We start from the raw sequence: 21,073 nt of genomic DNA on the forward strand, positions 1-21,073 counted from the left end.
CCGTCAGGCATAAGCGACCCAGCCGCGCCAGGTGAAGGCGGCATAGAACAGCGCGACGCCGGAAAAGCCTGCGGCGCGCAGGACCGCCTCATCCTCTTCGGGCGACAGCATGGCGACGTGGCGGGCCACCGCATCGCGTCCTTTCGCCGTCGCATCGGGGTCGGCACCCGAAGCGACGGCATAGGCGGCATACGGCATAGGCGGCATAGCGGTCGAGCCAGCGGTCGCGCTCTCCGGGTTCCTGGGGGAAGCTGCCGTGCGCGACGACGAAGGGCGCCCCGGGGCGCAGGCGTTCGCGGACCGCCGCCGCCGTGCGTATCCGTTCGTCGCGGTCGAGGAAATGCAGGGTGAGGAGGCAGGTGGCGCCGTCGAAGGGACCGGCGGGGGCATCGTCGATGACACCCTCGACCAGATTCGCACGCGCCGCGTTCGGCCCGAGCATCTGCGCGGCCATCGCCAGCATCGGCCCGGCCGGATCGACGCCGGTGAAGCGCCAGCCGGGGTGAGCCTCCGCCATCGCCTTGAGCTCCAGTCCGCCGCCCGCTCCCAGCGCCAGCACATGCCCGCGCTCGGGAACATGCTCGGCCAGCAGCAGCCCGGTCATGCGATGGAGGCCGTCCATACCGGGCACGAAGCGGCGCGGGCCGTCGGCATAGTGCGCGACCGTTTCGGGGTCTTTGAAATGGTCGAGGAAATACTGGATGGCTTCAGCCATGAACAGGGTCCTTGCAGGCAGTGGGGAGCGCGGCGAGGCGCGCGTGGAATTCGTCGGCGAGCGCGGCCAGCGTCACCCGTTCGAACCGTGCGAGCAGCAACGCCTCTGCCTCGCGAAAGCCTGCCTCGAGGGCTGCGTTCACGGCCTGTTCGACGAGGCAGTCGGGCGCATCGTCGCGATTCCCCATTGCGATCAGCGCCGGACGGCCGATCGCACGATAGATGTCGGCCAGGCTGATCGCAGCCAGGTTTCGCGCGACCGTCCATCCCCCGCCATGCCCTTTCTCCGAATGCACCAGCCCCGCGTCGCGCAGCCCGCCCAGCAGGCGGCGAACGACGACGGGGTTGGTCCGCATCGCCTTTGCCAGCTGGTCGGACGTTCGCGGTTCCCCTGCGTCCGCCATGTGGAGCAAGATGTGGAGAACGCCCGAAAGACGGCTGTCGCGTTTCATGTAACTTCAATTAGTGCGTGATTGACACGAGTCAAGCCGACTTGATCGGCGCGCGCGGCGGTGGTAGACGCGCCGCCGTGATGACCAGCGACCGATCTCCACGTTTCAAGGCCTATTGGCGCTCCTTTACCTAAGGAGCGGCATGGCATCACCTATCATGACCATCGCCGCCGTGTCGGAAGGCGCCTGGTCATCATCCCGAAACCACACCCTCTCTGCCACGGCGCGCCTTTTCGGAAAGCCGCAAGATGACAGAGACATTGATCCGCCTGACCACCGCGCGCTGCCGCATCGACCGGCTCGACGCCGCCGACGCGCCCGCGCTCGCCGCGATCACCGATGCGTCGGTGACCGAGCAGGTGCATTTCCTCTCGACCCCGTTCACCGAGACCGATGCCCACGCGCTGATCGCGCGTTCGGGCGGCGATGACGTCTTTCACGCCGTGCGCGAAGGCGCGGCGCTGATCGGCGTGATCGGGGTGCATCGCCGCGGCCGCGATCACGAGGTCGGATACTGGTTCGCCGCCGCGGCGCGCGGCCGGGGCCTGGCGCGCGAGGCGGTCGCGGCGGTGGTGCGCGATCTGGCGGCGGCGTGGCCCGGCGGCACGATCGTCGCCGAATGCCGTCCGGGCAATGCGCGCTCCGAAGCGCTGCTGCGCCGGATCGGCTTCGTGCCGACGGGGCAGGCGGGCCGGCGGCCGGGGCGTATGCTGTTCGCGTGGCGCGCGGGCGCCGACTACCGGATCGACGTCTGCTGATCGCGCGCCGCGACCTCTTCGGTCAGCGCTGCGGCGATCGCGGCGACCGAAGTGGCGGCATAGGCAAAGCCCATATGGCCGCAATCGACCTCGACCTGCCGGTCGCTTTCGTGCGGCAGGCCGCGCGCGCTCGCCGCCGCGACCACCCCGTCGTGCGCCGACCACAGGGCGAAGGTCGGCATCGCCGGGCGTGGGGCGGGGTGGAAGTCGATCGGCGGATTGTCGACCGGGTGGCGCGCGATCAGGTGATAGAGCCGCCACGCGCGATTGGCGCGGCGGCTGCCCGAAAAGGGCGATCCCAGCGTGACGACGCGCGCCACCCGGCCGGGGTGATGCTTCGCATATTCGCGGGCATAGATGCCGCCGAGGCTCCAGCCGACGAGCGCGGGCGCGCGGCCGGTGCGGTCGATGATCCACTGGACGCGCGTGTCGATCCGCTCGATGATGTCGGCGGTGGCGCCGCGATTGAAACCGAGGCCCCAGGCATAGCAGCGAAAACCCGCGCGGCGCAGGTCGGCGCGCAGCCCCTTGGTCGACCAGTCGCCGGAGAGGAAGCCGGGAAGGATCATCACCGGCGGCCACGGGCTGTCGGGGTTGGGTTCCGGCGGCATCGGGCGGACGCGCCCGCCCAGCGCGCGCAGCAGCGCCGCGACCTCGCGCCACAACAGGCCGAGCGGCGGCGGCGCGTCGGGATCGGGAACGCGGGCCGGCCATTCGGCGCGGCGCGAGAGCAGGGTGCGGATCATGGCATGCGCCCGCGCGGGGATCAGCCCTTCGGGACCAGCTTCAGCAGTTTGCCGTCCTTGCCGTCGCTGAGCAGCCAGACGCTGCCGTCCTCGCGCACCTCGACCTCGCGGATGCGGGTGCCGAAATCCCAGCGGTCGGCCTTGTGCAGCCGGTCGCCGTCGACGCGCATGCGGATCAGGCCCTGCCCCGACAGTGCGCCCATCAGCAGGCTGTTCTGCCAGCCGGGATAGAGGTCGCCGCCGTACCAGGCGAGCCCGCCCGGCGAAACCGACGGATTCCACCACAGCTTCGGCGCGGCGAATTCGGGGCGGGTCGGATGGTCGGGGATCGGCTTGCCGTCATAATGGTCGCCGTTCGACACGATCGGATAACCGTAGTTGGCGCCGCGTTCGACCAGATTGACCTCGTCGCCGCCCTTCGGCCCCATTTCCTGATTCCACAGCCGCCCGGCGCCGTCGAAGGTCAGCCCCAGCAGGTTGCGGTGGCCGAGCGACCAGATCTGCGCGGTGACGCCGCCCTGCGCGGCAAAGGGATTGTCGGCGGGAATGCTGCCGTCGGGGTTCAGCCGGACGACCTTGCCGAGATTGGCCTTCATGTCCTGCGCCGGGTCGAACTTCTGCCGCTCGCCGGAGGTGATGAAGAGATGCTTGCCGTCGGGCGAAAAGGCGAGGCGGTGCGAGAAATGGCCGCGGCCCGGCACCTTGGGGTCCTGTCTCCAGATGATGCGGAGACCGTCGAGCCGCGGTGCGTCGCCCTGAACCAGCTTCGCCGTGCCGACGACCGCGCCGAAATTGTCGCCGTCGCCCGCCTCGACCCAGCTCAGATAGATGATGCCGGTGGTCGCGAAATCGGGCGCGAGGATCACGTCGCCGAATCCGCCCTGCCCGCCGTAGGCGACCGGCGGAACGCCCGCGACGTCCAGCACCGGCCCATCCTCCTGCCACAGCTTCAGCTTGCCCGCGCGTTCGGTGACGAGCGCCTGCCGTCCGCCGGGAAAGAAGGTCATCGCCCAGGGCTCGTCGAAGGCCGCCGCCGTCTCGACGGTGAAGGGCGCGTCGGCAAGCGGCGCCGCGGGCTGCTCGCCCGAGGCGTCGAGCCGCGCATTGTCGGCGGCGTTGCTCGCCGGGCCGGTCGAACAGGCCGCGACGATCATCGCGGCGGAAAGGGCGAGGGCTGGAAGCTTCATCATCGCAAATACTCGCTTGGCTGGGGAGACGGATGCAGTCTGGCGCGCGATCGGCCGAATGTCGAGCGGGAGAGAGTGGAGGGGGCTCCGTGGCCTGGCTCTCTGGCGCCGAAGTCGTCGAAAAGCCGCGCTTCCGGAAGGCGGAGGCCAGAGTGTCCTCGCATGGCTCCGGGTCCCCGTCTTCGCGGGGACCCGGCGTCCGTCAGCGCCGCGATTCCTCGCGGCGCGCGGCGATGATTTCGACGCTGTCCATGATCGCATCCATCGCCTCGCTCGCCGGGGGCGCGTCGGCGCGCTTCTGCGAGAACTGGCCGCGCGTCATGATCTCCTCGAGCGCGCCGCGCGCCCGCGAAACCCGGCTCTTCATCGTGCCGAGCGCGCAGTCGCAGATGCTCGCCGCTTCCTCATAGGACAGGCCGCCCGCGCCGACGAGGATCAGCGCCTCGCGCTGGTCCTGCGGCAATTCCATCAGCGCGCGCTGCAGATCGGCCATCTCGCTCGCCTCTTCCTGCGAGGCGGGGGTGGACAATGTGCGCTCGACCGCCAGTTCGTCGTAATCGCCGCGAAACTTGTTGCGGCGCATCTGCGACAGAAAGGTGTTGCGCAGGATGACGAAGGTCCACGCCTTGATCGAGGTGCCGCGCTCGAACCGGTCGCGCGAGGCCCAGGCCTTGACCATCGTGTCCTGCGTCAGGTCGTCGGCGAGGTCGGGATTGCCCGACAGGCTGCGGCCATAGGCGCGCAGGTGCGGAATGACGCCGGCGAGCAGCGTCTTGAATTCGCCATCGGTCAAACGCTTGTCGTCCTGCGATGGCGCCGCAGCTTGGGTTCGGGTCATTCCTTGGTCGGGCTTTTCTGATCGAGCTGGGACAAGAGATCGAGCATCCCGTCGGGCAGTCTTTCCGCGACGATGTTGCCATAGATCATGCGCAGCCTGGCGCTGACTGGCTCGGGCGACTGGCGGCCCGTCAGCGTCCGGTGCCACTGGTCGCTTCCCGTGCCCGGAAAGCCACCGTGCATCCGGCGCGGCGCGTCGACCGCGCGGCCGGGCGCATGTGCGCCGTTGATCCTGTTTTCTCCGTGCGTTGCCATTCCGAAGCAACGACAGAGGGGGCCGCAGGTTCCCCGCGTCCGATTTTTTGCGACGAGATGCGTTGCCCTAAAACCACAGTGAGCGGGCACGGGCCCGCGTGGGCGCGGCCCCGACCTTAGGGTCAGGGCCCCTTAATGGCACGTTCGAGGCGTCGAAATGGCGAAGATCTCGGGCTTGGGCGGGTGCAGCGGGTAGCATCGCTACCCGCAAGGCCGCGCGGGCCCGAGATCGAAGCCATTTCGGCGTCGCTTCGCGATTGCGCCTTGCCTCCTCGCCCTGAGCAAAATCGCTTCAAACCTCGAACGCGCCATTAAGGGGCCCTGACCCTAGGTATTTGCCACCGGCGCGATAGGCTTTGCATCGGCGTCGCCACCCGCTAAGTAACGACGGAATGCATGATTTTTCTTCCGCGCGGTTCTTGCGTCCCGATCGGCGCCGACCATGAGCCGCACCTCCGACATCGCCGCTACCGGTCCGCTCGACGACGCCAGTTTCAAGCGCGAGCTGGCGGCGCTGCTGCCGCATCTGCGCGCCTTCGGCCGCAGCCTGTGCGGCAACGCCGACCTCGCCGACGACCTGGTGCAGGAAACGATGCTGAAGGCGTGGAAGGCGCGCGCGCAATATGTCCCGGGCCCGTCGAGCATGAAGAGCTGGGCCTTCGTCATCCTGCGCAATTGCTTCCTGTCGCAGATGCGGCGCCGGAAATTCACCGCCGACTATGACGAGCTTGCGGCCGAGCGGATGCTGGTCGCGCCCGACGATCAGGACGACAGCCTGCACCTGGCCGACGTGCAGCGCGCGCTGATGCTGCTGCCGGTCGATCAGCGCGAGGCGCTGGTGCTGATCGGCGCGGGGGGACTGTCCTATGACGAGGGCGCCGAAATCTGCGGCGTGGCGGTGGGCACGATGAAGAGCCGCGTGTCGCGCGCGCGCGCCGCGCTGCACGCGATTCTCGACAGCGGGCAGATGCCGCTGCGCAGTACCGACGAACTGCCGGCGAGCGAGGCCTTCGCCGCCATCATGGGCACGGTCGACGATCTGACCGCGAACGGACCCGCCGGGGGCTGAACCCTCCTAGGGCGGATCGACATTCAGAAGATGGCGAGGCGAAAATGGTGGTTTTTCGCGACCCGGAGCGCAGCGTGCTGATGGCACGTGAGCACCGGAAGCGCGAAAAGCCGCCATTTGCAGGCCGCCAGAGCTGAATGTCGATCCGCCCTAGGCCGCGAGTTGCGGCGTGAAGAGCAGGCTCTGGCTGATCGCGGCGCGCACCGTATTCTCGCGGAAGGGCTTGGAGATCAGGAAGGTCGGTTCGATGCGGTTGCCGGTGAGCAGCCGTTCGGGAAAGGCGGTGATGAAAATCGCCGGAACCGGCGCGATCGCCAATATGTCCTGCACCGCATCGATCCCCGAGGACCCGTCGGCAAGCTGGATGTCGGCAAGCACCAGCCCCGCCTCGCTGCGCTCGAACGCCGCGACGGCGTCGTCGTGGGTCGTCGCGATCCCGGCGACCCGATGGCCGAGGTCGCGGACGATCTGCTCCAGCTCCATCGCGATCAGCGGTTCGTCCTCGATGATCAGGACCGAGGTGCGCGATTCGCGGTCGAGGTCGGCGACCGCTTCGTCGAGCAGGCTTTCGACCGTCGCGACGTCGGTGCCGGTGACGATCGCCGCCTCTTCGACCGAAAATCCCTCGAGCGCCGTCAGCAGCAGAATCTGGCGCCCCAGCGGCGTGATGCGCGCGAGGCGGCGATTGGCGGCGCGAACGAGCGGGTCCTCCGCGGCGTCGCCGTCGACCTCGCCATCCTCGATGAAGGCGCTTTCCCAGATGCGGTGGAAGCAGCGATAGAGGTCGATGCGGATGCCCTGGCCCGACCGGATTTCGTCGGGCGCGGCGACGATGACTTCCAGCAAGGTATGGACGAAATGGTCGCCATGCGACTGGCTGCCGGTGAGCGCGCGCGCATAGCGGCGCAGGAAGGGCAGGTGCCCACGGATTTCTTCGCCCAATGGCATGTTGGAAGCTCCCTCTTTGAGCGAGTCATACGCGGCTCGCCCGCGCAGGTTCCGCTTTTCGCGCGCAAAAAAGCATGGCGCCGCGCTGCAACTTGTCGCGTCGCGATGCGTAGACATAGCCGGGACGCGACATGGGTTCGGCGCAAGCGGGTGAATTTGCGACCTTTTTGCGATTTCGGACCCCCAGGCTTTGATTTGGGAACCGGATTCATGGCAAAGCGGCCCGGGGTGACAAACGGCGCGGACACGCCGGATCGCAGCAAGGGACAGGCATTGGCCGACGGTGGGGACAGCGAGGCAGTGCGCGACGAACGTCGCCGGCTCGATACATTGCGCGAATATCACATTCTCGATAGCGGCCCCGACCCCGCTTTCGACCGGGTGACGAAGCTGGTCGCCGACCTGTTCGACGCGCCGATCGCGCTGGTCGCGCTGCTCGACGACCGCCGGCAATGGTTCAAGTCGGCGCACGGGCTCGACCTCGCCGAAATCCCGAGCGACATCGGCTTCTGCCGTCATGTCGTCGCCGACCAGCAGGCGCTGATTGTTCCCGACGCGGCGCTCGACCCGCGCTTCCGCGACGATCCGCTCGTCACCGGCGAGCCCGGCATCCGCTTCTATGCCGGTGTGCCGTTGCTGGCCCATAACGGCGTCGCGCTTGGTACGCTTTGCATCGTCGATCGCAAGTCGCGTCCTGCGCTCGACGCGCGTTTGCTCGGCCGGCTGCGCGATTTCGCGGCGATCATCATGGCCGAGGCCGAACTGCGCCGCACCGCCGCCGAGCGCGACGCGGCGCGCCGCATGCTCGAACGCGCGCTCGATTTCTCGTGCATTGCCACCTGGCAGCTCGATGCGCGCACCGACCAGCTGCGCTGGCGCGGCGCGACCGCCGAGCTGTGGGGGGCCGATTTCCAGACCGCGCTGTCGACCGGCGAGGGATTCTTCGCCCGGGTCCATCCCGACGACCGCGCGGCGGCGCGCCGCGTTCTCGACGAATCGATCGACACCGGCGATCCCTATGCGACCGAATATCGTATCTGCCATCCCGAGCGCGGGGTGCGCTGGATCGCGGCGCGCGGCGACTGGGACGTGCGGGCGGACGATGCGATGCTGACCGGGATCAGCGTCGACATCACCGAACAGAAAAGCCGGCAGGAAAACGCCAACCTGCTGATGCGCGAGCTTCATCACCGGATGCGGAACCTGTTCGCGACGGTCGGGGCGATCATCTCGCTGACGCGCCAGTCGGCGCGCGACGTCGACGATTATGTCGACCGGATCAGCAGCCGGCTCGACGCGCTCAACCGGGCGCAGAACGTGCTGCTGGGCGCCAATTTCATGACCGGGTCGATGCATGCGCTGCTGCGCGAGGTGGAGGCATCCTTTCCGCGCATCCGCTGGTCCGGACCCGATCTGCTTCTCCCCGAAAATGCGCTGGTGGCGATGGCGCTGCTGTTCAACGAACTGGCGACGAACGCCGCAAAACACGGCGCGCTGTCGGCCGAAAAGGGCCGCGTCGATATCGAATGGACGCAGGACGACGAGGACGCCGACCCGCGCCTGCTGCGCCTGACCTGGACCGAATCGGGCGGCGTGGGCGCCGTCGCCCCGCCCGAACGGACGAGCTTCGGCACGCTGCTTATGGAACGCAGCGTGCGCAACAATCTGGGCGGCACGATCGAGCGTCGCTGGGAACCCGGCGGCCTGATATGCGAGATCACGCTGCCGGCGCGGTGGCGCGAGGCATAGAAATCGTCGGCTGAATTACCGACTTTCCCCGTCCGGAATGGAAGTAACGCGTTTGCTCTCTATGTTTTGTCACCCTGAACTTGTTTCAGGGTCCGCGGTCTGCCCTTGAATAGAAGGCAGCGCAGTAGGGAAGGCCGGGCCATGGATGCTGAAACAAGTTCAGCATGACGACGGGAGGATAAGCGTGCGGAAACCGAATCTCCGCTAGCCCTAACCCACGTCGCTCCATCTGCACCTCCATCTTGCGACGCCCCCTTGCGCATGCGTCGATATATTGGCATGGATAGTGCCAATATAACAGCAGGGAGGGAGCGATGGCTGTGCGCGTGGAAACCGGCGGGGGGCCGGACCGCATGGCCGTCGTTCGCCGCGCCGGACTTTTGGCTGCCGGCGCCCTGCTCGCGGCGGTGCCGGCTGCGGCGCAGCGCGCCCCGGCACCGCCGCGCCATCCCAATATCGTCATCCTGCTCGCCGACGACTGGGGCTTTTCGGACGTCGGATCGTTCGGCGCCGGCTATGCGACGCCGAACATCGATGCGCTCGCGAAGGCGGGGGTGCGCTTTTCCAACTTCCATGCCGCGGGCTCCTGTTCGCCGACGCGCGCGATGCTCCAGACCGGGGTGATGAATCACCGCGCCGGGCTCGGCAATATGCCCGAGACGATCCCCGACGCGCATCGCGGCAAGCCCGGATACGACACGGTGATGAATCACAGCGTCGTCACCATCGCGCAGATGCTGAAGGCGGCGGGCTATCGCACGTACCTGACCGGCAAATGGCATTTGGGCAGCGACGCGACGCGGCTGCCCGAGGCACGCGGGTACGACCGCGCCTTCAGTCTCGCCGATGCGGGTGCCGACAATTTCGACCAGCGCCCGATCGAGGGAATGTACGACAAGGCGAACTGGACCGACAACGGCAAGCCCGGCAAGCTGCCCAAGGATTATTATTCGTCGCGTTTCGTCGTGCAGACGATGATCGATTATATCGAGGCCGACCGCGTGAGCGGCAAGCCCTTCCTCGCCTCGGTCAACTTCCTGGCCAACCATATCCCGGTGCAGGCGCCCGACAGCGACATCGCGCGCTATGCGGGTCTGTATCGCGACGGCTGGACGGCGCTGCGCGAGGCGCGGGCCCGGCGTGCCGCCGCACTCGGCATCGTGCCCGCGGGCGCGCCGATGGTGACGATGGCGACCACCCGCGACTGGAAGGCGCTCGACGCCGACGAGCGCAGGGCGGCGACGCGCGCGATGCAGGCCTATGCCGGCATGGCGACCGCGATGGACCGCGAGATCGGTCGCCTCGTCGCGCATCTGAAGGCGAGCGGCGATTACGACAACACGATCTTCGTCTTCCTGTCGGACAACGGACCCGAACCGCTCGATCCCTATAACCGGCTGCGCAACCGGCTGTTCCTGGGGATGGAATATGACACGTCGATCGCGAACATCGGCCGCCGGCACAGCTTCGCCGCCATCGGTCCCGGCTGGGCGAGCGCGGCGGCGTCGCCGCTGTCGGGCTACAAGTTCAGTGCGACCGAGGGAGGGCTGCGCGTGCCGCTCATCATCGCTTGGCCCGGCCATCCGCAGGTCCGTGGGGGCGCGATCAGCGACGGGCTGGCGCACGTCACCGACATCGTGCCGACGCTGACCGAACTCGCCGGCGTCCCGGCGCATGGCGGGACATGGGAAGGCCGGCGGGTCGAACCGCTGGCCGGACGCAGCCTGGTTCCGGTGCTCGCCGGCGCGGCGGGCAGCGTCCATGGCGACACGCCGATCGGCTATGAACTGTCGGGCAATGCCGCCCTCTTCCGCGGCGATTACAAGCTGGTGCGCAACCTGCCGCCGACCGGCGACGGGCGCTGGCAATTGTTCGACATCCGCACCGACCCCGGCGAGACGCGCGACCTGTCGCGGACGATGCCCGACCGCTTCGCCGCGATGCGCGCCGATTACGCGGCCTTCGCCAAGGCGAACGGGGTGCTCGAAATGCCGGCGGGCTACACCGCCGACGATCAGATCAACCTCTATGCGTGGCGCAAGCAGGGGCGCAAGCGCGCGATCCAGGCGGCACTGGTGCTCGGGGGCGCGCTCGTCGCTTTCTCAGCGCTGGGCTGGCTGCTGGTCCGGCGGCGGCGGGCGCGTCGTGTCGATCAGGCGAAAGCCGATGTGATCGGTGCCTAGCGAGCGTTCCTGAAACTGGCGCGCCGCGGGGCGGTAGCGCGCGCAATAATTGGCCGCGCACAGGAAACTGCCGCCCTTGATCACATTGCGGTCGGTGTCGAGAGCGCTCGTCGTCCATTCCCAGACATTGCCGATCAGGTCGTGGACCCCGTGGCCGTCGGCGGGAAAGCAGGCGACCGGCGCCCGGCCCCTGAAACCGTCGGTGCCGAGATCGCGGACTGGAAAGACGCCCTGATAATAGTTGGCGAGCGGGCGGCCATCGGCATCGACCGGCACGTCGCGCCGTGCGCCGCCGGTTGCCGCCGCCAGTTCCCATTGCTCCTCGCTCGGCAGCGCCTTGCCCTTCCAGCGCGCATAGGCGAGCGCGTCCTCGAAGCCGACCTGCACCACCGGGTCGCGGCCGCGATCGGCGATGCCCGTCTTCGGCCCTTCGGGGTGGCGCCACTCGGCCCCGACCACCCAGCGCCACCAATTGGGGTTGCCGTCGGTCGGCGCCGCGAACACCGCCGAACCGGGAACCAGCATTTCGGGGGGCGCGCCGGGCAGCCTGGGCGGGTCCTTCTCGGCCAGCGTCTTGTAGCCGGTCGCCTTCACGAATTCGGCGAATTCGGCGTTGGTGACTTCGTGCGTCGCCATCCAGAAGCCCTTGACCGTCACGGCGCGCGCCGGGGCCTCCTCGGGCAGGGTCGCGTCGGCGCCCATGGTAAAGTTAGCGCCGGGAATCCAGACATAATCGGCCGCAGGCATTGCGGGACATTCGGGCGGCTGCGCCTCGGCGAGCCGCTCCGCCTTCGGCTTGCCGCAGGCGGCGAGCACTGCCAGCGCGCCGAGCGACAGCAGCGCGGCGCGGCCGATCACCGGTCTTGTCCTGCGGGCGCGACGGCGAGCAGCGCATCGACCATATGCGCCATCACCGTTCCCGCCTCCTCGGCGGGCAGGCCCTGGTCGTGGCGCATCGCGCGCCAGGTCTGGAACGACAGCGCGGCGCACAGCGCCTCGCTCGCGATCCGGTCGGCGGCGACGGCGTCGGGCAGCAGACGGAGCACCAGTTCGCGCTCGACGGTGATCACCCGGCCATATTCGGCCATCAGGAACGGCGACTGATAGCGCTTGATGTTCGCGGCGAGGCGGAAGGGCAGCATCGTCTCGAACACCCGCACCCGGCGCCGGACCAGATCGCGGACATGCGCCCGCCAGTCCTCGCCGCGATAAGGCGCGGTGACGATCGGCATCACCCGCTCGGCGACGGTCGCCGAAATCTCGCTGTAGAGCGAATCCATGTCGTCGAAATGGCGGAACACGGTGCGCAGCCCGATTCCCGCTTCCTCGGCGACGCGCGCCGCGCTCGGCATCAGGTCGCCGCCGGCGATCAGTTCCATCATCGCCTCGACGATGCGTTTGTGGCTCGACCGGCTGCGCTCGCGCCGCCCGTCGATGCGCTCCGGCCGCGCCGCCTTCGTCTCCCGCTTCTTCGTTTGCGTCGCCATGCCGCCTCCGCTGGCCCAGCTTGCCGCCGGGGTCAATGGGTGACGCCGAACCGTCTTGCGTCGCCATGAATATAATGACACATAGAGTGTCAATTGTTTCGGGGCAACCGGAGAGAGGGGAGAGGCGATGACCGGACCGGAGACGGCGCTGGCGGCGATCTGGGCGGGCGCGCTGTTCCTCTGGCTTGCCTTCCTGCTGTTCTACGACGGTATCCGCCGCCCGCTGCGCGGCGAGGAGATCGAGGCTTTCCTCGCGACGCTGGGGCCGCGCATGGCGGAAACCGGCAACGATGCCGAACGGCTGCGCGCCTTTCTGGAAGCCGACGACGGCCGCGAATTCGTGATGGTCAACCTCGTGCGAACCCGGCCCGGTCTCGTCACCGATCCGGCGAGCGGCACGGCGCGCGAGGGCAGCGAGTGGCTGCGCCGCTATTCGGAGCCGTTCGTGCGCGGCCTGATCGCGCGCGGCGGCCATCCGCTGTTCGTCGGGCGCAAGGTCGGCGGCTATATCGATGCGTGGAATACGCCCGCCGACCCCGGCTGGTCGCTTGTCGGTACGATGCGCTACCGCAGCCGCCGCGATCTGGTCCGCATGGCGGCGGACCCCGCTTTCCGCGCCGCGCATCCGAACAAGACGCTGGGGATCGAATCGACCTTTTCCTTCCCGACGCAGCGCCAGATCGGCTTTTACGCCAGCCCGCGCGTCACCGTCGGGCTGGCGCTCGCGCTCGCGGCGGCCTTCGGTCACATCGCGGTTCTGACATTCGGATAGGTGGGGAGGACAGGATGCGAAAGAGATGGGTGGCGCTCGGCGTGCTCGCGCTGGCGGGAGCGGGGGGGTATTGGGCGTTCGAGGCGAACAAGTTCCGCCTGCCGGGACTGATCCAGGACTGGCGGGACCCGGTGCAGCCCAATCGCGCGGTGTCGTGGCAGCAGGGGCCGGAGGCGCCGCCGGCAGGCGAGCGGCCCCCCAACATCATCCTGATCGTCGCCGACGACATGGGTTTCAACGACATCAGCCTCAACGGCGGCGGGGTCGCGGGCGGGATCGTCCGGACGCCGAACATCGACGCGATCGCGCGCGAGGGGTTGAATTTCACCACCGCCTATGCCGCCAACGCGACCTGTTCGCCGTCGCGCGCCGCGATGATGACCGGGCGCTATCCGACGCGGTTCGGCTTCGAATTCACCGCCGTTCCCACCGCTTTCGCGGAAAACCTCGCGCATGGCGACGGCGTCGGGCCGCTGAAGGCGATATTCCACAAGGATCTGATCACCGACGATATTCCCGACTATCCGGACATGGGCGTTCCGTCGGGCGAGGTGACGATCGCCGAGGCGGTGAAGGCGGCGGGCTATCACACCATCCATATCGGCAAGTGGCATCTGGGCGAATCGCCCGCGCTGCAGCCGCAGGCGCAGGGCTTCGACGAAAGCCTCGCGATCCTGGCCGGTGGGGCGAAGTTCCTGCCCGACGACGACCCCGATACGGTCAACGCCAAGCTGCCGTGGGACCCGATCGATCGGTTCATCTGGGCCAATCTGCGCCACGCCGTGACCTTCAACGGCAGCAAGCGCTTTCATCCCAACGGGCATATGACCGATTATTTCGCCGCCGAGGCCGAAAAGGCGATCGCGGCGAACCGCAACCGGCCCTTCTTCCTCTATCTCGCCTTCAATGCGCCGCACACGCCGTTGCAGGCGACGAAGGCGGACTATGCGAAGCTGCCGCAGATCAAGGACCACAAGACGCGTGTCTATGGCGCGATGATCGCGCAGCTCGACCGGCGCATCGGCGACGTGATGGCGGCGCTGAAGAAACAGGGGATCGACGACAACACGCTCGTCATCTTCACCAGCGATAACGGCGGCGCCTGGTACAACGGCATCCCGCGGCTCAACGCGCCCTATCGCGGGTGGAAGGCGACCTTCTTCGAGGGGGGCATCCGCACGCCGTTGTTCATGCGCTGGCCGGGGCATATCGCGCCGGGATCGACGCGCGCCGACATGACGGGGCACCTCGACCTCTTCGCGACCATCGCCGCGGCCGCGGGGGCGAAGCTGCCGTCCGACCGCATCATCGACAGCGAGAATATCCTGGCCGGGCCGGCGAAGCGGCAGGCGATGTACTGGCGGTCGGGCGCCTATCGCGCGGTGCGCATGGGCGACTGGAAGCTGCAGGTGACGAAGCGCCCCGAAAAGGCGCGCCTCTACAATCTGGCCGCCGACCCGACCGAACGGCACGACCTGTCGGCGCGCGAGCCGCAGCGCGTCGCGCAGCTTGCCGCGATGATCGCGCGGCAGAACAGGGACATGGCGAAACCGATCTGGCCGGGGCTGATCGAGGGACCGGTGCGGATCGACGTACCGCTCGACGCGCCGTGGCGCGACGGGCAGGATTATGTCTATTGGACCAATTGAGGCTGGCGGGGGTCAGTCGACGAGGTCGAGGATGACGAGCCTCTGCATCCGCGCCGTTTCGGCGAGGATGGCGTCGCGCGCGATTCCGCTTTCGGCGTGGAGCAATTCGGTCGCGACATAGCCGAACTCGACGAGCATGCGCATGCGCAGCCAGACCTCGTCGCGGGTTCGGTCGGGCAGGAACGGCTGGAAGCCGTCGGTCAGCCGGTCGGTGACATAGCGGTGCGATTCGATGCGGACATGTTCGAGCCGTGGGCTCGAATGCAGCGCGCGTTCGATCCAGACGCCCCCCGGTTCGGCCTCGGTGATCTCCGCCGTCTCGCGGAGCAGTTCCTCGTTATTCTCGGCATAGGCGTGAATGCCCGCGCTCGCGTAGCGGTCGAGCCAGCGGACCAGCGCCGCATTCTGGCGATCCATTAGGCGCTCGCCGAGCGCGACGATCACCTCGAACTTGTCGGTGAAGTAATAATAAAGCGCCGGCGGAGTGAGCCCGGCGCGCTCGCAGATCAAATTGGTCGAGATGCGGTCCATCCCGACCTCGGCCAGCAACTCGCCCGCCGTGTCGAGCAGCCGCTCGCGCGTCGATCGGCGGGGCCGTCCGGCCGCGTCCTGCCTTGGTATCGCCATTGCTCCCCGTATCTCCATCGCTCCCTGCGCGGCCGCATCGGCCTGGGTCCTGACCCGAGGGTTGACCGACCCATAACCCGTTCGCCCGCGCGCGCCAAATCGTCCGCACGGCAAAGCCGGCACCCCCGGGAGTCAACCGAGTCGACCTGCGCACCGCGAATATTGACCCATTATAGCGATTGCTATAATATAGCGATAACTACATTGTCATTCTCGGGAGGAATTCGATGGGTTTTCAGGTTAAGACGGGGCGTCGTGCGTTGTTGATGCTGACGGGCTGCGCGCTGGTCGTTCCGGCGATCGCGGCAGCGCAGGACGCGGTGCCCGCCGACGAAGGCATCGGTGACATCGTCGTCACCGCGCAGCGGCGCGAGCAGAATCTTCAGGACGTTCCCGTTGCGGTCACCGCCTTTGCCGGCGACGCGCTGTCCGACCTCGGCATCCAGTCGAGCTCCGACATCGCCGGGGTGGTGCCGAACCTCGAGATCGGGCTTCCCGGCGGCGCGGGCAACCAGCCGCTCATCTATATTCGCGGCGTCGGGCTCAGCGACACCAACCGCAACAACTCGGGTCCGAACGGCGTCTATATGGACGAAGTCTATATCAGCTCGCCGAGCGCGCAGACCTTCCAGCTTTTCGATCTCGAGCGCGTCGAGGTGCTCAAGGGGCCGCAGGGCACGCTGTACGGCCGCAACGCGACCGGCGGCGCGATCAACTTCATCGCGGCGAAGCCGAGCCGCGATTTCCAGGCGCAGGCGTCGCTTTCCTATGGTTCGTTCGACACCATCACCGGCGAGGCCGCGATCGGCGGCCCGATCTCGGACAGCGTCCGCTTCCGCATCGCGGGCACCGGCACCCATGCGAACGGCTATATCCACAACCTGCTGACCGGCCGGCGCGAGAACGGGCAGGGCAGTTTCGCGTTGCGCGGCCAGCTCGCGGTCGACGTCACCGACAATTTCGACGCGCTGGTCAACGTCCACGGCGGCCGCGTCGACGTGCGCTCGCCGCAATTCCGCAGCCTCGGCCTGCTCGATCCCGACACCGGCTTCACGACGCCCTGCGCCGCCGACGCGATCATGGCGAACCAGTGCGGCAACGTCCTCGGCTATGTCAGCCCCGAAGGCTTCTACGACGGCAATTACGACCGCAGCGACCGGCTGAAATCGAAAAGCTGGGGTACCGCGGTACGGCTCAACTGGGATCTGGGCGACGTGACGCTGACCTCGATCTCCGCCTATGATTTCGACGACAAGCTGCACCAGGAGGATTCGGACGCCAGCCCCGCCGCGCTGCTCCACCTCACTTATGGCGTGCGGTCGAAGACCGTCACCCAGGAACTGCGCCTGTCGGGATCGACCGGCAGCGTCACCTGGGTCGCGGGCGGCTATTATCTGCACGAGGTGCTGAAGCAGGACCAGACGGGTGACCTGTTCCGCGACCTGCGCGTGCTGACCCCCGACGGCGGCGCCGATCCGGAAGGCCTGACGACCGGCGGCGCGCCGGTCCTCTTCTCGCGCACGCTCAACCGCCAGACGACCGAAGCCGCCGCCATCTTCGGCCAGGCCGAAATCGAGCTGGCGCCGTCGCTGCGTGCGACCGTCGGCGGCCGCTACAATTACGAGCGCAAGCGTTTCCGCGCCGCGGCGCAGTTCGAGGACGAGATCATGACCTTCTCGGACGAGGACGGCAATATCGTGACCGCCCCCGTCCCCGGCGGCATCCTGCCGCTCTATGCGTTCGACAATCGCAAGTCGTTCGACAATGTTTCGTTCAAGGTCGGCCTCGACTATGACATAACCGACGATGTCATGGCCTATGCCACCATCTCGACCGGCTTCAAGAGCGGCGGCTTCAACGGCGGCTATCTGAGCTTCGATCCCGTCGAGGCGGAGGAACAGGCGAAGCCGTTCAACGAGGAAACGCTCACCGCCTATGAAATCGGCCTGAAATCGACGCTGCTCGACCGGCGCCTGCGCTTCAACGCCGCGGCCTTCTATTATGATTACAAGGATCTTCAGCTCTACACGCTGATCAACACCGGCGCGATCCCGGTTTCGCTGCTCGCCAATGCGGCGAATGCGACCATCTATGGCGCCGAGTTCGAGATGATCGCGCGGCCCGTCGACCGGCTCGACATCACGCTCAACCTCGGCCTGCTCGATACCGAGATCAAGGATTTCGTCAGCGCCGGGACCAACTATTCGGGCAATCGGCTGGCGCTGTCGCCCAAGGTCAATTTCAGCGGCGTCGCCAATTACGAGATCCCGCTGTCGAACGCCGTCGCGCTCGCGCTCCAGCCGTCGGTGTCCTATCGCAGCAGCCAGTTCTTCTCGACCGACAACAATCCGCTGCTGAAGCAGAAGGGCTATTGGCTGCTCGGCGGCCGTATCGCGGTCAAGGACGAGGACGGGCGCTGGGAAGCGGCGCTTTTCGGGCGGAACCTGACGCGGAAGAAATATATCAATTTCGCCGTGGACCTCGCCGATTTCGGGTTCGTCGAGCAGTTCCAGGGACAGCCCCGGAGCTTCGGCGTCGAGTTCCGGGTCAAATATTGATGCGCAGGCTGCTGTTGGTCCCGGCGGTGCTCCTGCTGGCGGCCTGCCAGTCGGAGCCGCCGCCGGCGAAGCCGCTGACGCCCGAGCAGAGCGCGGCGCTGAAGCCCGCCGGCGTGCGCCTCGCCGGGCTTTACGAGCAGGCGTGCAAGTCGTGCCACACGGTTCCGGACACCGGCGCGCCGCTGACCGGCGACCGCACGCAGTGGGACGCGCGCTGGGCAAAGGGCGAGGCGGCGTTGCTGGAAAGCACGATTCGCGGGCTGAACGGCATGCCGGCGGGCGGACAATGCTTCGCCTGCTCGCCCGACGACTATACGGCGCTCATTCGTTTCATGGCGGGGAGGGATTGATGGGCAAGGTAACGCGGCGCGCGCTGCTGGTCGGCGGCGGCGTCATCGGAGCGGGCGCGGTCGGCGTCGGCGGTCTGGCCGGACGCAACTGGCTGCGCGATCGCGAGCCGGCATCGCTCGCGGCGCAGGACGCCGAAGGCCGCCTGCTGTGGAGCAACTGGTCGGGGATTGCGCACAGCTACCCCGAAAAGCGAGGCGCGCCGAAAAGCGAGGAGGAACTGCTTTCCATCCTGACCCGCGCCCCCGCGCCGGTGCGTCCGGTCGGGTCGGGGCACAGCTTCACCGCGCTGGTGCCGACCGACGGCACGCTGCTGACCCTCGACGGCATGGCGGGGCTGGTCGGCCATGATGCCGCGACCAATCGCGCGACGGTGCGCGGCGGCACCCGGCTCGCCGACCTGGGCCCCGCGCTCGCCGCGGTGGGGCAGGAGATGGTCAACCTGCCCGACATCAACAAGCAGTCGATCGCGGGGGCGATCGGCACCGGAACGCACGGCACCGGGCGCGGCATCCAGGCGATGCATGGATCGGTCGTCGCGATGCGGATCGCGACCCCGACGGGCGAGGTCATCGACTGCGATGCCGTCACCCGCCCGGAGGTGTTCAACGCCGCGCGCGTCGGCCTCGGCGCCTTCGGCGTCGTGACGCAGGTCACGCTCCAGAACCAGCCGCTCAACCGCATCCTCAAGCGCACCGAGGTGCGCCCTACCGAAGAGGTGCTGGAGGATTGGCCGGCGCTGCGCCAGCGGCACCGCAACGTCGAATTCTATGTCCTGCCCTTCACCGGCCATTCGGTGGTGATCTCCAACGACGTCACCGACAGGCCGGTCAAGCCGCGCGGTCCCGACGCCGACACCGAAACGCTGATGGGGCTGAAGCAGCTTCGCGACTGGTTCGAGTTCGCCCCGTCGCTGCGGCGCAAGCTGGCCGCCGAGGAACTGGCGAAGATCCCGCCCGAGGAGGTCGTCGACGAGGGGTGGAAACTGCTCTCCAACGAACGGCCGGTGCGGTTCAACGAGATCGAATATCATCTGCCGATCGAGGCGCAGGTCCCGGCGCTGCGCGAGGTGCTGAGTGCGATCGAGACACACCGCAAGGACGTCTTCTTCCCGATCGAGGTGCGCGTGATCGCCGCCGACGACGCGTGGCTCTCTCCCTTCTATGGCCGCGAGAGCGGGTCGATCGCGGTCCACGCCTATTATCGCGAGGAGCATGATTTCTTCTTCAGCATCGTCGAGCCGATCTTCCGTCGCCACGGCGGCCGCCCGCACTGGGGCAAGCTGCACAGCCTGAAGGCGCCCGACCTCGCGCTGCTCTATCCGCGCTGGAAGGAAGCGGGCGAGGTGCGCCGCGCGCTCGACCCCGAGGGGCGGATGCTCAACGACTATCTGAAGGGAATCTTCCTCGATGGCTGAGGCTGGACGGACGAGGCGCTGGACGCGCCGGGCGGCGATTGTCGGCGGCGGCGCAGTCGTGCTCGGCGGCGCGGCGGTGCTGGCGTCGCGCAAGGGCGACCATGGTGGCGCTCACGACCGCTATTTCCTCGCGCTGTCGGCGGCGCTGCGCAAGGCGGGGATCGCGCATCCGGTGCTGGTCGTCGACCAGCAGCGGCTCGACCGCAACATCGCCGCGGCGCGCGCGACGCTGAAACCCGCCGGACTGCCGCTGCGCGTCGTCGTCAAGTCGCTCCCCGCGACCGGCCTGATCGACCATGTCGCGCGCGGCCTCGCCACCAACCGCTTCATGGTCTTCAACGGCGCGATGCTCGACAGCATGGCGGGGCGCGCCGATGCCGACCTGCTGCTCGGCAAGCCGCTGCCCGCGATGGAATATGCCGAATTCGTCGACCGGGCGGGCGCGGAAGCGGCGGGCCGTGTCCAGTGGCTGATCGATACGCCCGCGCGGCTGCGGCAATATGCGGAGATCGCGGCGGCGCGCGGGGCGGGGCTGCGCGCCAATATGGAAATCGACGTCGGCCTGCATCGCGGCGGCTTCGCCGACGGCCGGACGCTGGCCGAGGCGGTCGAACTAGCGCGCACCTTCCCGCACGTCGCGGTCGGCGGCCTGATGGGCTATGACGCGCATGTGCCGAAGATGAGCGATCCCGACGCGGCCTACGCCGCCTCGCAAAAGCTCTATCGCACCGCGATCGGCGTGCTGCGCGATAAGCTGGGCGTCGATCCGGCGACGCTGACGCTCAACGGCGCGGGCAGCCCGACCTATGCGCGCCACGCGCAGGGCACGGTCGCGAACGAGGTGTCGGTGGGGTCGGCGTTCGTCAAGCCGGTCGATTTCGACCTCGCGTCGCTCGCGCGCCATGTTCCCGCCAGCTTCATCGCGACGCCGGTGATCAAGGCGGGTCGCATGGAACTGCCGGGCAACGAGTGGCTTACCGGCCCGCTGACCTTCATGGACCCGAATGCCGCGCGCGCCTTCTTCATCTATGGCGGCCACTGGCTCGCGACGCCGGTGTCGCCGCCGGGGTTGCAGTTCAGCGACCTGTACGGCCGGTCGAGCAATCAGGAGATGCTGACCGGGTCCACGCGGGTGGCGCTGAAGCCCGACGACCATGTCTTCTTCCGCCCGAACCAGAGCGAGGCGGTGTTCCTGCAATTCGGCGATATCGCGCTGTTCGACGGCGAGACGATCAGCGGCGTCTGGCCGACCTTTCCGGTCTCCGCCTGACGCTGCGGGCGGGGCTGCTTTGACTTAACCTGATATCGTCATTGCGA

At 67.9% G+C, this 21,073-nt stretch carries 21 protein-coding genes; 10 read left to right on the forward strand and 11 right to left on the reverse strand.

The window, feature by feature from the left end; all coding sequences use genetic code 11:
- Positions 1-3 precede the first annotated feature (3 nt).
- The 3 genes from ABS88_RS09190 to ABS88_RS09200 are packed head-to-tail and all read right to left on the reverse strand — an operon-like array spanning position 4 to position 1,166.
- On the reverse strand, positions 4-129 hold the full coding sequence (locus ABS88_RS09190; RefSeq protein ID WP_286749638.1) for a hypothetical protein: 126 nt from the start codon (positions 127-129) through the stop codon (positions 4-6).
- Positions 89-715, reverse strand: coding sequence for a class I SAM-dependent methyltransferase (locus ABS88_RS09195; RefSeq protein WP_286749639.1), 627 nt, complete (start codon positions 713-715; stop codon positions 89-91). Before ABS88_RS09195 ends, ABS88_RS09190 begins: the two co-directional genes overlap by 41 nt.
- The gene (locus ABS88_RS09200; protein ID WP_076074187.1) at positions 708-1,166 is read right to left on the reverse strand and encodes an Rrf2 family transcriptional regulator; all 459 of its coding nucleotides are present in this window, start codon (positions 1,164-1,166) and stop codon (positions 708-710) included. Before ABS88_RS09200 ends, ABS88_RS09195 begins: the two co-directional genes overlap by 8 nt.
- 248 nt (positions 1,167-1,414) lie before the next feature.
- Between ABS88_RS09200 and ABS88_RS09205 the strand changes: the two genes are divergently transcribed.
- A complete protein-coding gene (locus ABS88_RS09205) occupies positions 1,415-1,924 on the forward strand; it encodes a GNAT family N-acetyltransferase (RefSeq protein WP_076074189.1) in 510 nt (169 codons plus the stop codon).
- Here the strand turns inward: ABS88_RS09205 and ABS88_RS09210 are convergent.
- The 4 genes from ABS88_RS09210 to ABS88_RS09225 all read right to left on the reverse strand — a co-directional run bounded on the left by ABS88_RS09210 (position 1,903) and on the right by ABS88_RS09225 (position 4,949).
- Positions 1,903-2,670 (reverse strand): esterase/lipase family protein, encoded by a 768-nt coding sequence (locus ABS88_RS09210; protein ID WP_076074192.1) that lies wholly within the window; start codon positions 2,668-2,670, stop codon positions 1,903-1,905. The genes ABS88_RS09205 and ABS88_RS09210 overlap by 22 nt on opposite strands.
- Before the next feature lie 20 nt (positions 2,671-2,690).
- Positions 2,691-3,860: a PQQ-dependent sugar dehydrogenase gene (locus ABS88_RS09215; protein WP_076074194.1), complete on the reverse strand. Its 1,170-nt coding sequence runs from the start codon at positions 3,858-3,860 to the stop codon at positions 2,691-2,693.
- Positions 3,861-4,059: 199 nt separating this feature from the next.
- The gene (locus ABS88_RS09220; RefSeq protein ID WP_067112092.1) at positions 4,060-4,695 is read right to left on the reverse strand and encodes a sigma-70 family RNA polymerase sigma factor; all 636 of its coding nucleotides are present in this window, start codon (positions 4,693-4,695) and stop codon (positions 4,060-4,062) included.
- Positions 4,692-4,949 carry a NepR family anti-sigma factor gene (locus tag ABS88_RS09225; RefSeq protein WP_067112089.1) on the reverse strand — a complete coding sequence of 86 codons (258 nt, stop codon included), beginning with the start codon at positions 4,947-4,949 and terminating at the stop codon, positions 4,692-4,694. The genes ABS88_RS09220 and ABS88_RS09225 overlap by 4 nt, the downstream gene beginning before the upstream one ends.
- A 442-nt stretch (positions 4,950-5,391) precedes the next feature.
- On the opposite strand from ABS88_RS09225, the gene ABS88_RS09230 reads away from it, so the two are divergent.
- Positions 5,392-6,018 carry a sigma-70 family RNA polymerase sigma factor gene (locus ABS88_RS09230; RefSeq protein ID WP_067112087.1) on the forward strand — a complete coding sequence of 209 codons (627 nt, stop codon included), beginning with the start codon at positions 5,392-5,394 and terminating at the stop codon, positions 6,016-6,018.
- A gap of 150 nt (positions 6,019-6,168) precedes the next feature.
- On the opposite strand, the gene ABS88_RS09235 is transcribed toward ABS88_RS09230, so the two are convergent.
- Entirely contained in the window at positions 6,169-6,966 is a 798-nt protein-coding gene (locus ABS88_RS09235; protein ID WP_067108234.1) for a response regulator, read from the reverse strand.
- 228 nt (positions 6,967-7,194) lie between these two features.
- On the opposite strand from ABS88_RS09235, the gene ABS88_RS09240 reads away from it, so the two are divergent.
- Complete coding sequence (locus ABS88_RS09240; protein ID WP_243469478.1) at positions 7,195-8,715, forward strand: sensor histidine kinase; 1,521 nt, start codon at positions 7,195-7,197, stop codon at positions 8,713-8,715.
- Positions 8,716-9,029: 314 nt separating this feature from the next.
- A complete protein-coding gene (locus tag ABS88_RS09245) occupies positions 9,030-10,898 on the forward strand; it encodes an arylsulfatase (protein ID WP_286749642.1) in 1,869 nt (622 codons plus the stop codon).
- Here the strand turns inward: ABS88_RS09245 and ABS88_RS09250 are convergent.
- Together ABS88_RS09250 and ABS88_RS09255 are read right to left on the reverse strand one after the other, a co-directional pair.
- Positions 10,818-11,756 (reverse strand): formylglycine-generating enzyme family protein, encoded by a 939-nt coding sequence (locus tag ABS88_RS09250; RefSeq protein ID WP_104959344.1) that lies wholly within the window; start codon positions 11,754-11,756, stop codon positions 10,818-10,820. The genes ABS88_RS09245 and ABS88_RS09250 overlap by 81 nt on opposite strands.
- Entirely contained in the window at positions 11,753-12,385 is a 633-nt protein-coding gene (locus tag ABS88_RS09255; protein ID WP_076074200.1) for a TetR/AcrR family transcriptional regulator, read from the reverse strand. The genes ABS88_RS09250 and ABS88_RS09255 overlap by 4 nt, the downstream gene beginning before the upstream one ends.
- Before the next feature lie 127 nt (positions 12,386-12,512).
- On the opposite strand from ABS88_RS09255, the gene ABS88_RS09260 reads away from it, so the two are divergent.
- Positions 12,513-13,157: a hypothetical protein gene (locus ABS88_RS09260; RefSeq protein ID WP_076074202.1), complete on the forward strand. Its 645-nt coding sequence runs from the start codon at positions 12,513-12,515 to the stop codon at positions 13,155-13,157.
- Positions 13,158-13,171: 14 nt separating this feature from the next.
- On the forward strand, positions 13,172-14,806 hold the full coding sequence (locus ABS88_RS09265; RefSeq protein WP_076074204.1) for a sulfatase-like hydrolase/transferase: 1,635 nt from the start codon (positions 13,172-13,174) through the stop codon (positions 14,804-14,806).
- A 12-nt stretch (positions 14,807-14,818) separates the two neighbouring features.
- Here ABS88_RS09265 and ABS88_RS09270 read toward each other — a convergent pair whose 3' ends face one another.
- Positions 14,819-15,433, reverse strand: a complete 615-nt coding sequence (locus ABS88_RS09270; protein ID WP_076074207.1) for a TetR/AcrR family transcriptional regulator — start codon at positions 15,431-15,433, stop codon at positions 14,819-14,821.
- A 227-nt stretch (positions 15,434-15,660) separates the two neighbouring features.
- Between ABS88_RS09270 and ABS88_RS09275 the strand changes: the two genes are divergently transcribed.
- Genes ABS88_RS09275 through ABS88_RS09290 form a run of 4 tightly spaced genes read left to right on the forward strand, consistent with a single transcriptional unit; the run spans position 15,661 to position 21,026 of the window.
- Positions 15,661-17,991: a TonB-dependent receptor gene (locus tag ABS88_RS09275; protein WP_083675010.1), complete on the forward strand. Its 2,331-nt coding sequence runs from the start codon at positions 15,661-15,663 to the stop codon at positions 17,989-17,991.
- On the forward strand, positions 17,991-18,341 hold the full coding sequence (locus tag ABS88_RS09280; RefSeq protein WP_199775053.1) for a c-type cytochrome: 351 nt from the start codon (positions 17,991-17,993) through the stop codon (positions 18,339-18,341). The genes ABS88_RS09275 and ABS88_RS09280 overlap by 1 nt, the downstream gene beginning before the upstream one ends.
- Positions 18,341-19,756 carry a D-arabinono-1,4-lactone oxidase gene (locus ABS88_RS09285; RefSeq protein WP_076074212.1) on the forward strand — a complete coding sequence of 472 codons (1,416 nt, stop codon included), beginning with the start codon at positions 18,341-18,343 and terminating at the stop codon, positions 19,754-19,756. The genes ABS88_RS09280 and ABS88_RS09285 overlap by 1 nt, the downstream gene beginning before the upstream one ends.
- Entirely contained in the window at positions 19,749-21,026 is a 1,278-nt protein-coding gene (locus ABS88_RS09290) for an alanine racemase (protein WP_076074215.1), read from the forward strand. The genes ABS88_RS09285 and ABS88_RS09290 overlap by 8 nt, the downstream gene beginning before the upstream one ends.
- Positions 21,027-21,073: the final 47 nt, after the last annotated feature.

The organism is Sphingopyxis sp. SCN 67-31 (assembly GCF_001725095.1).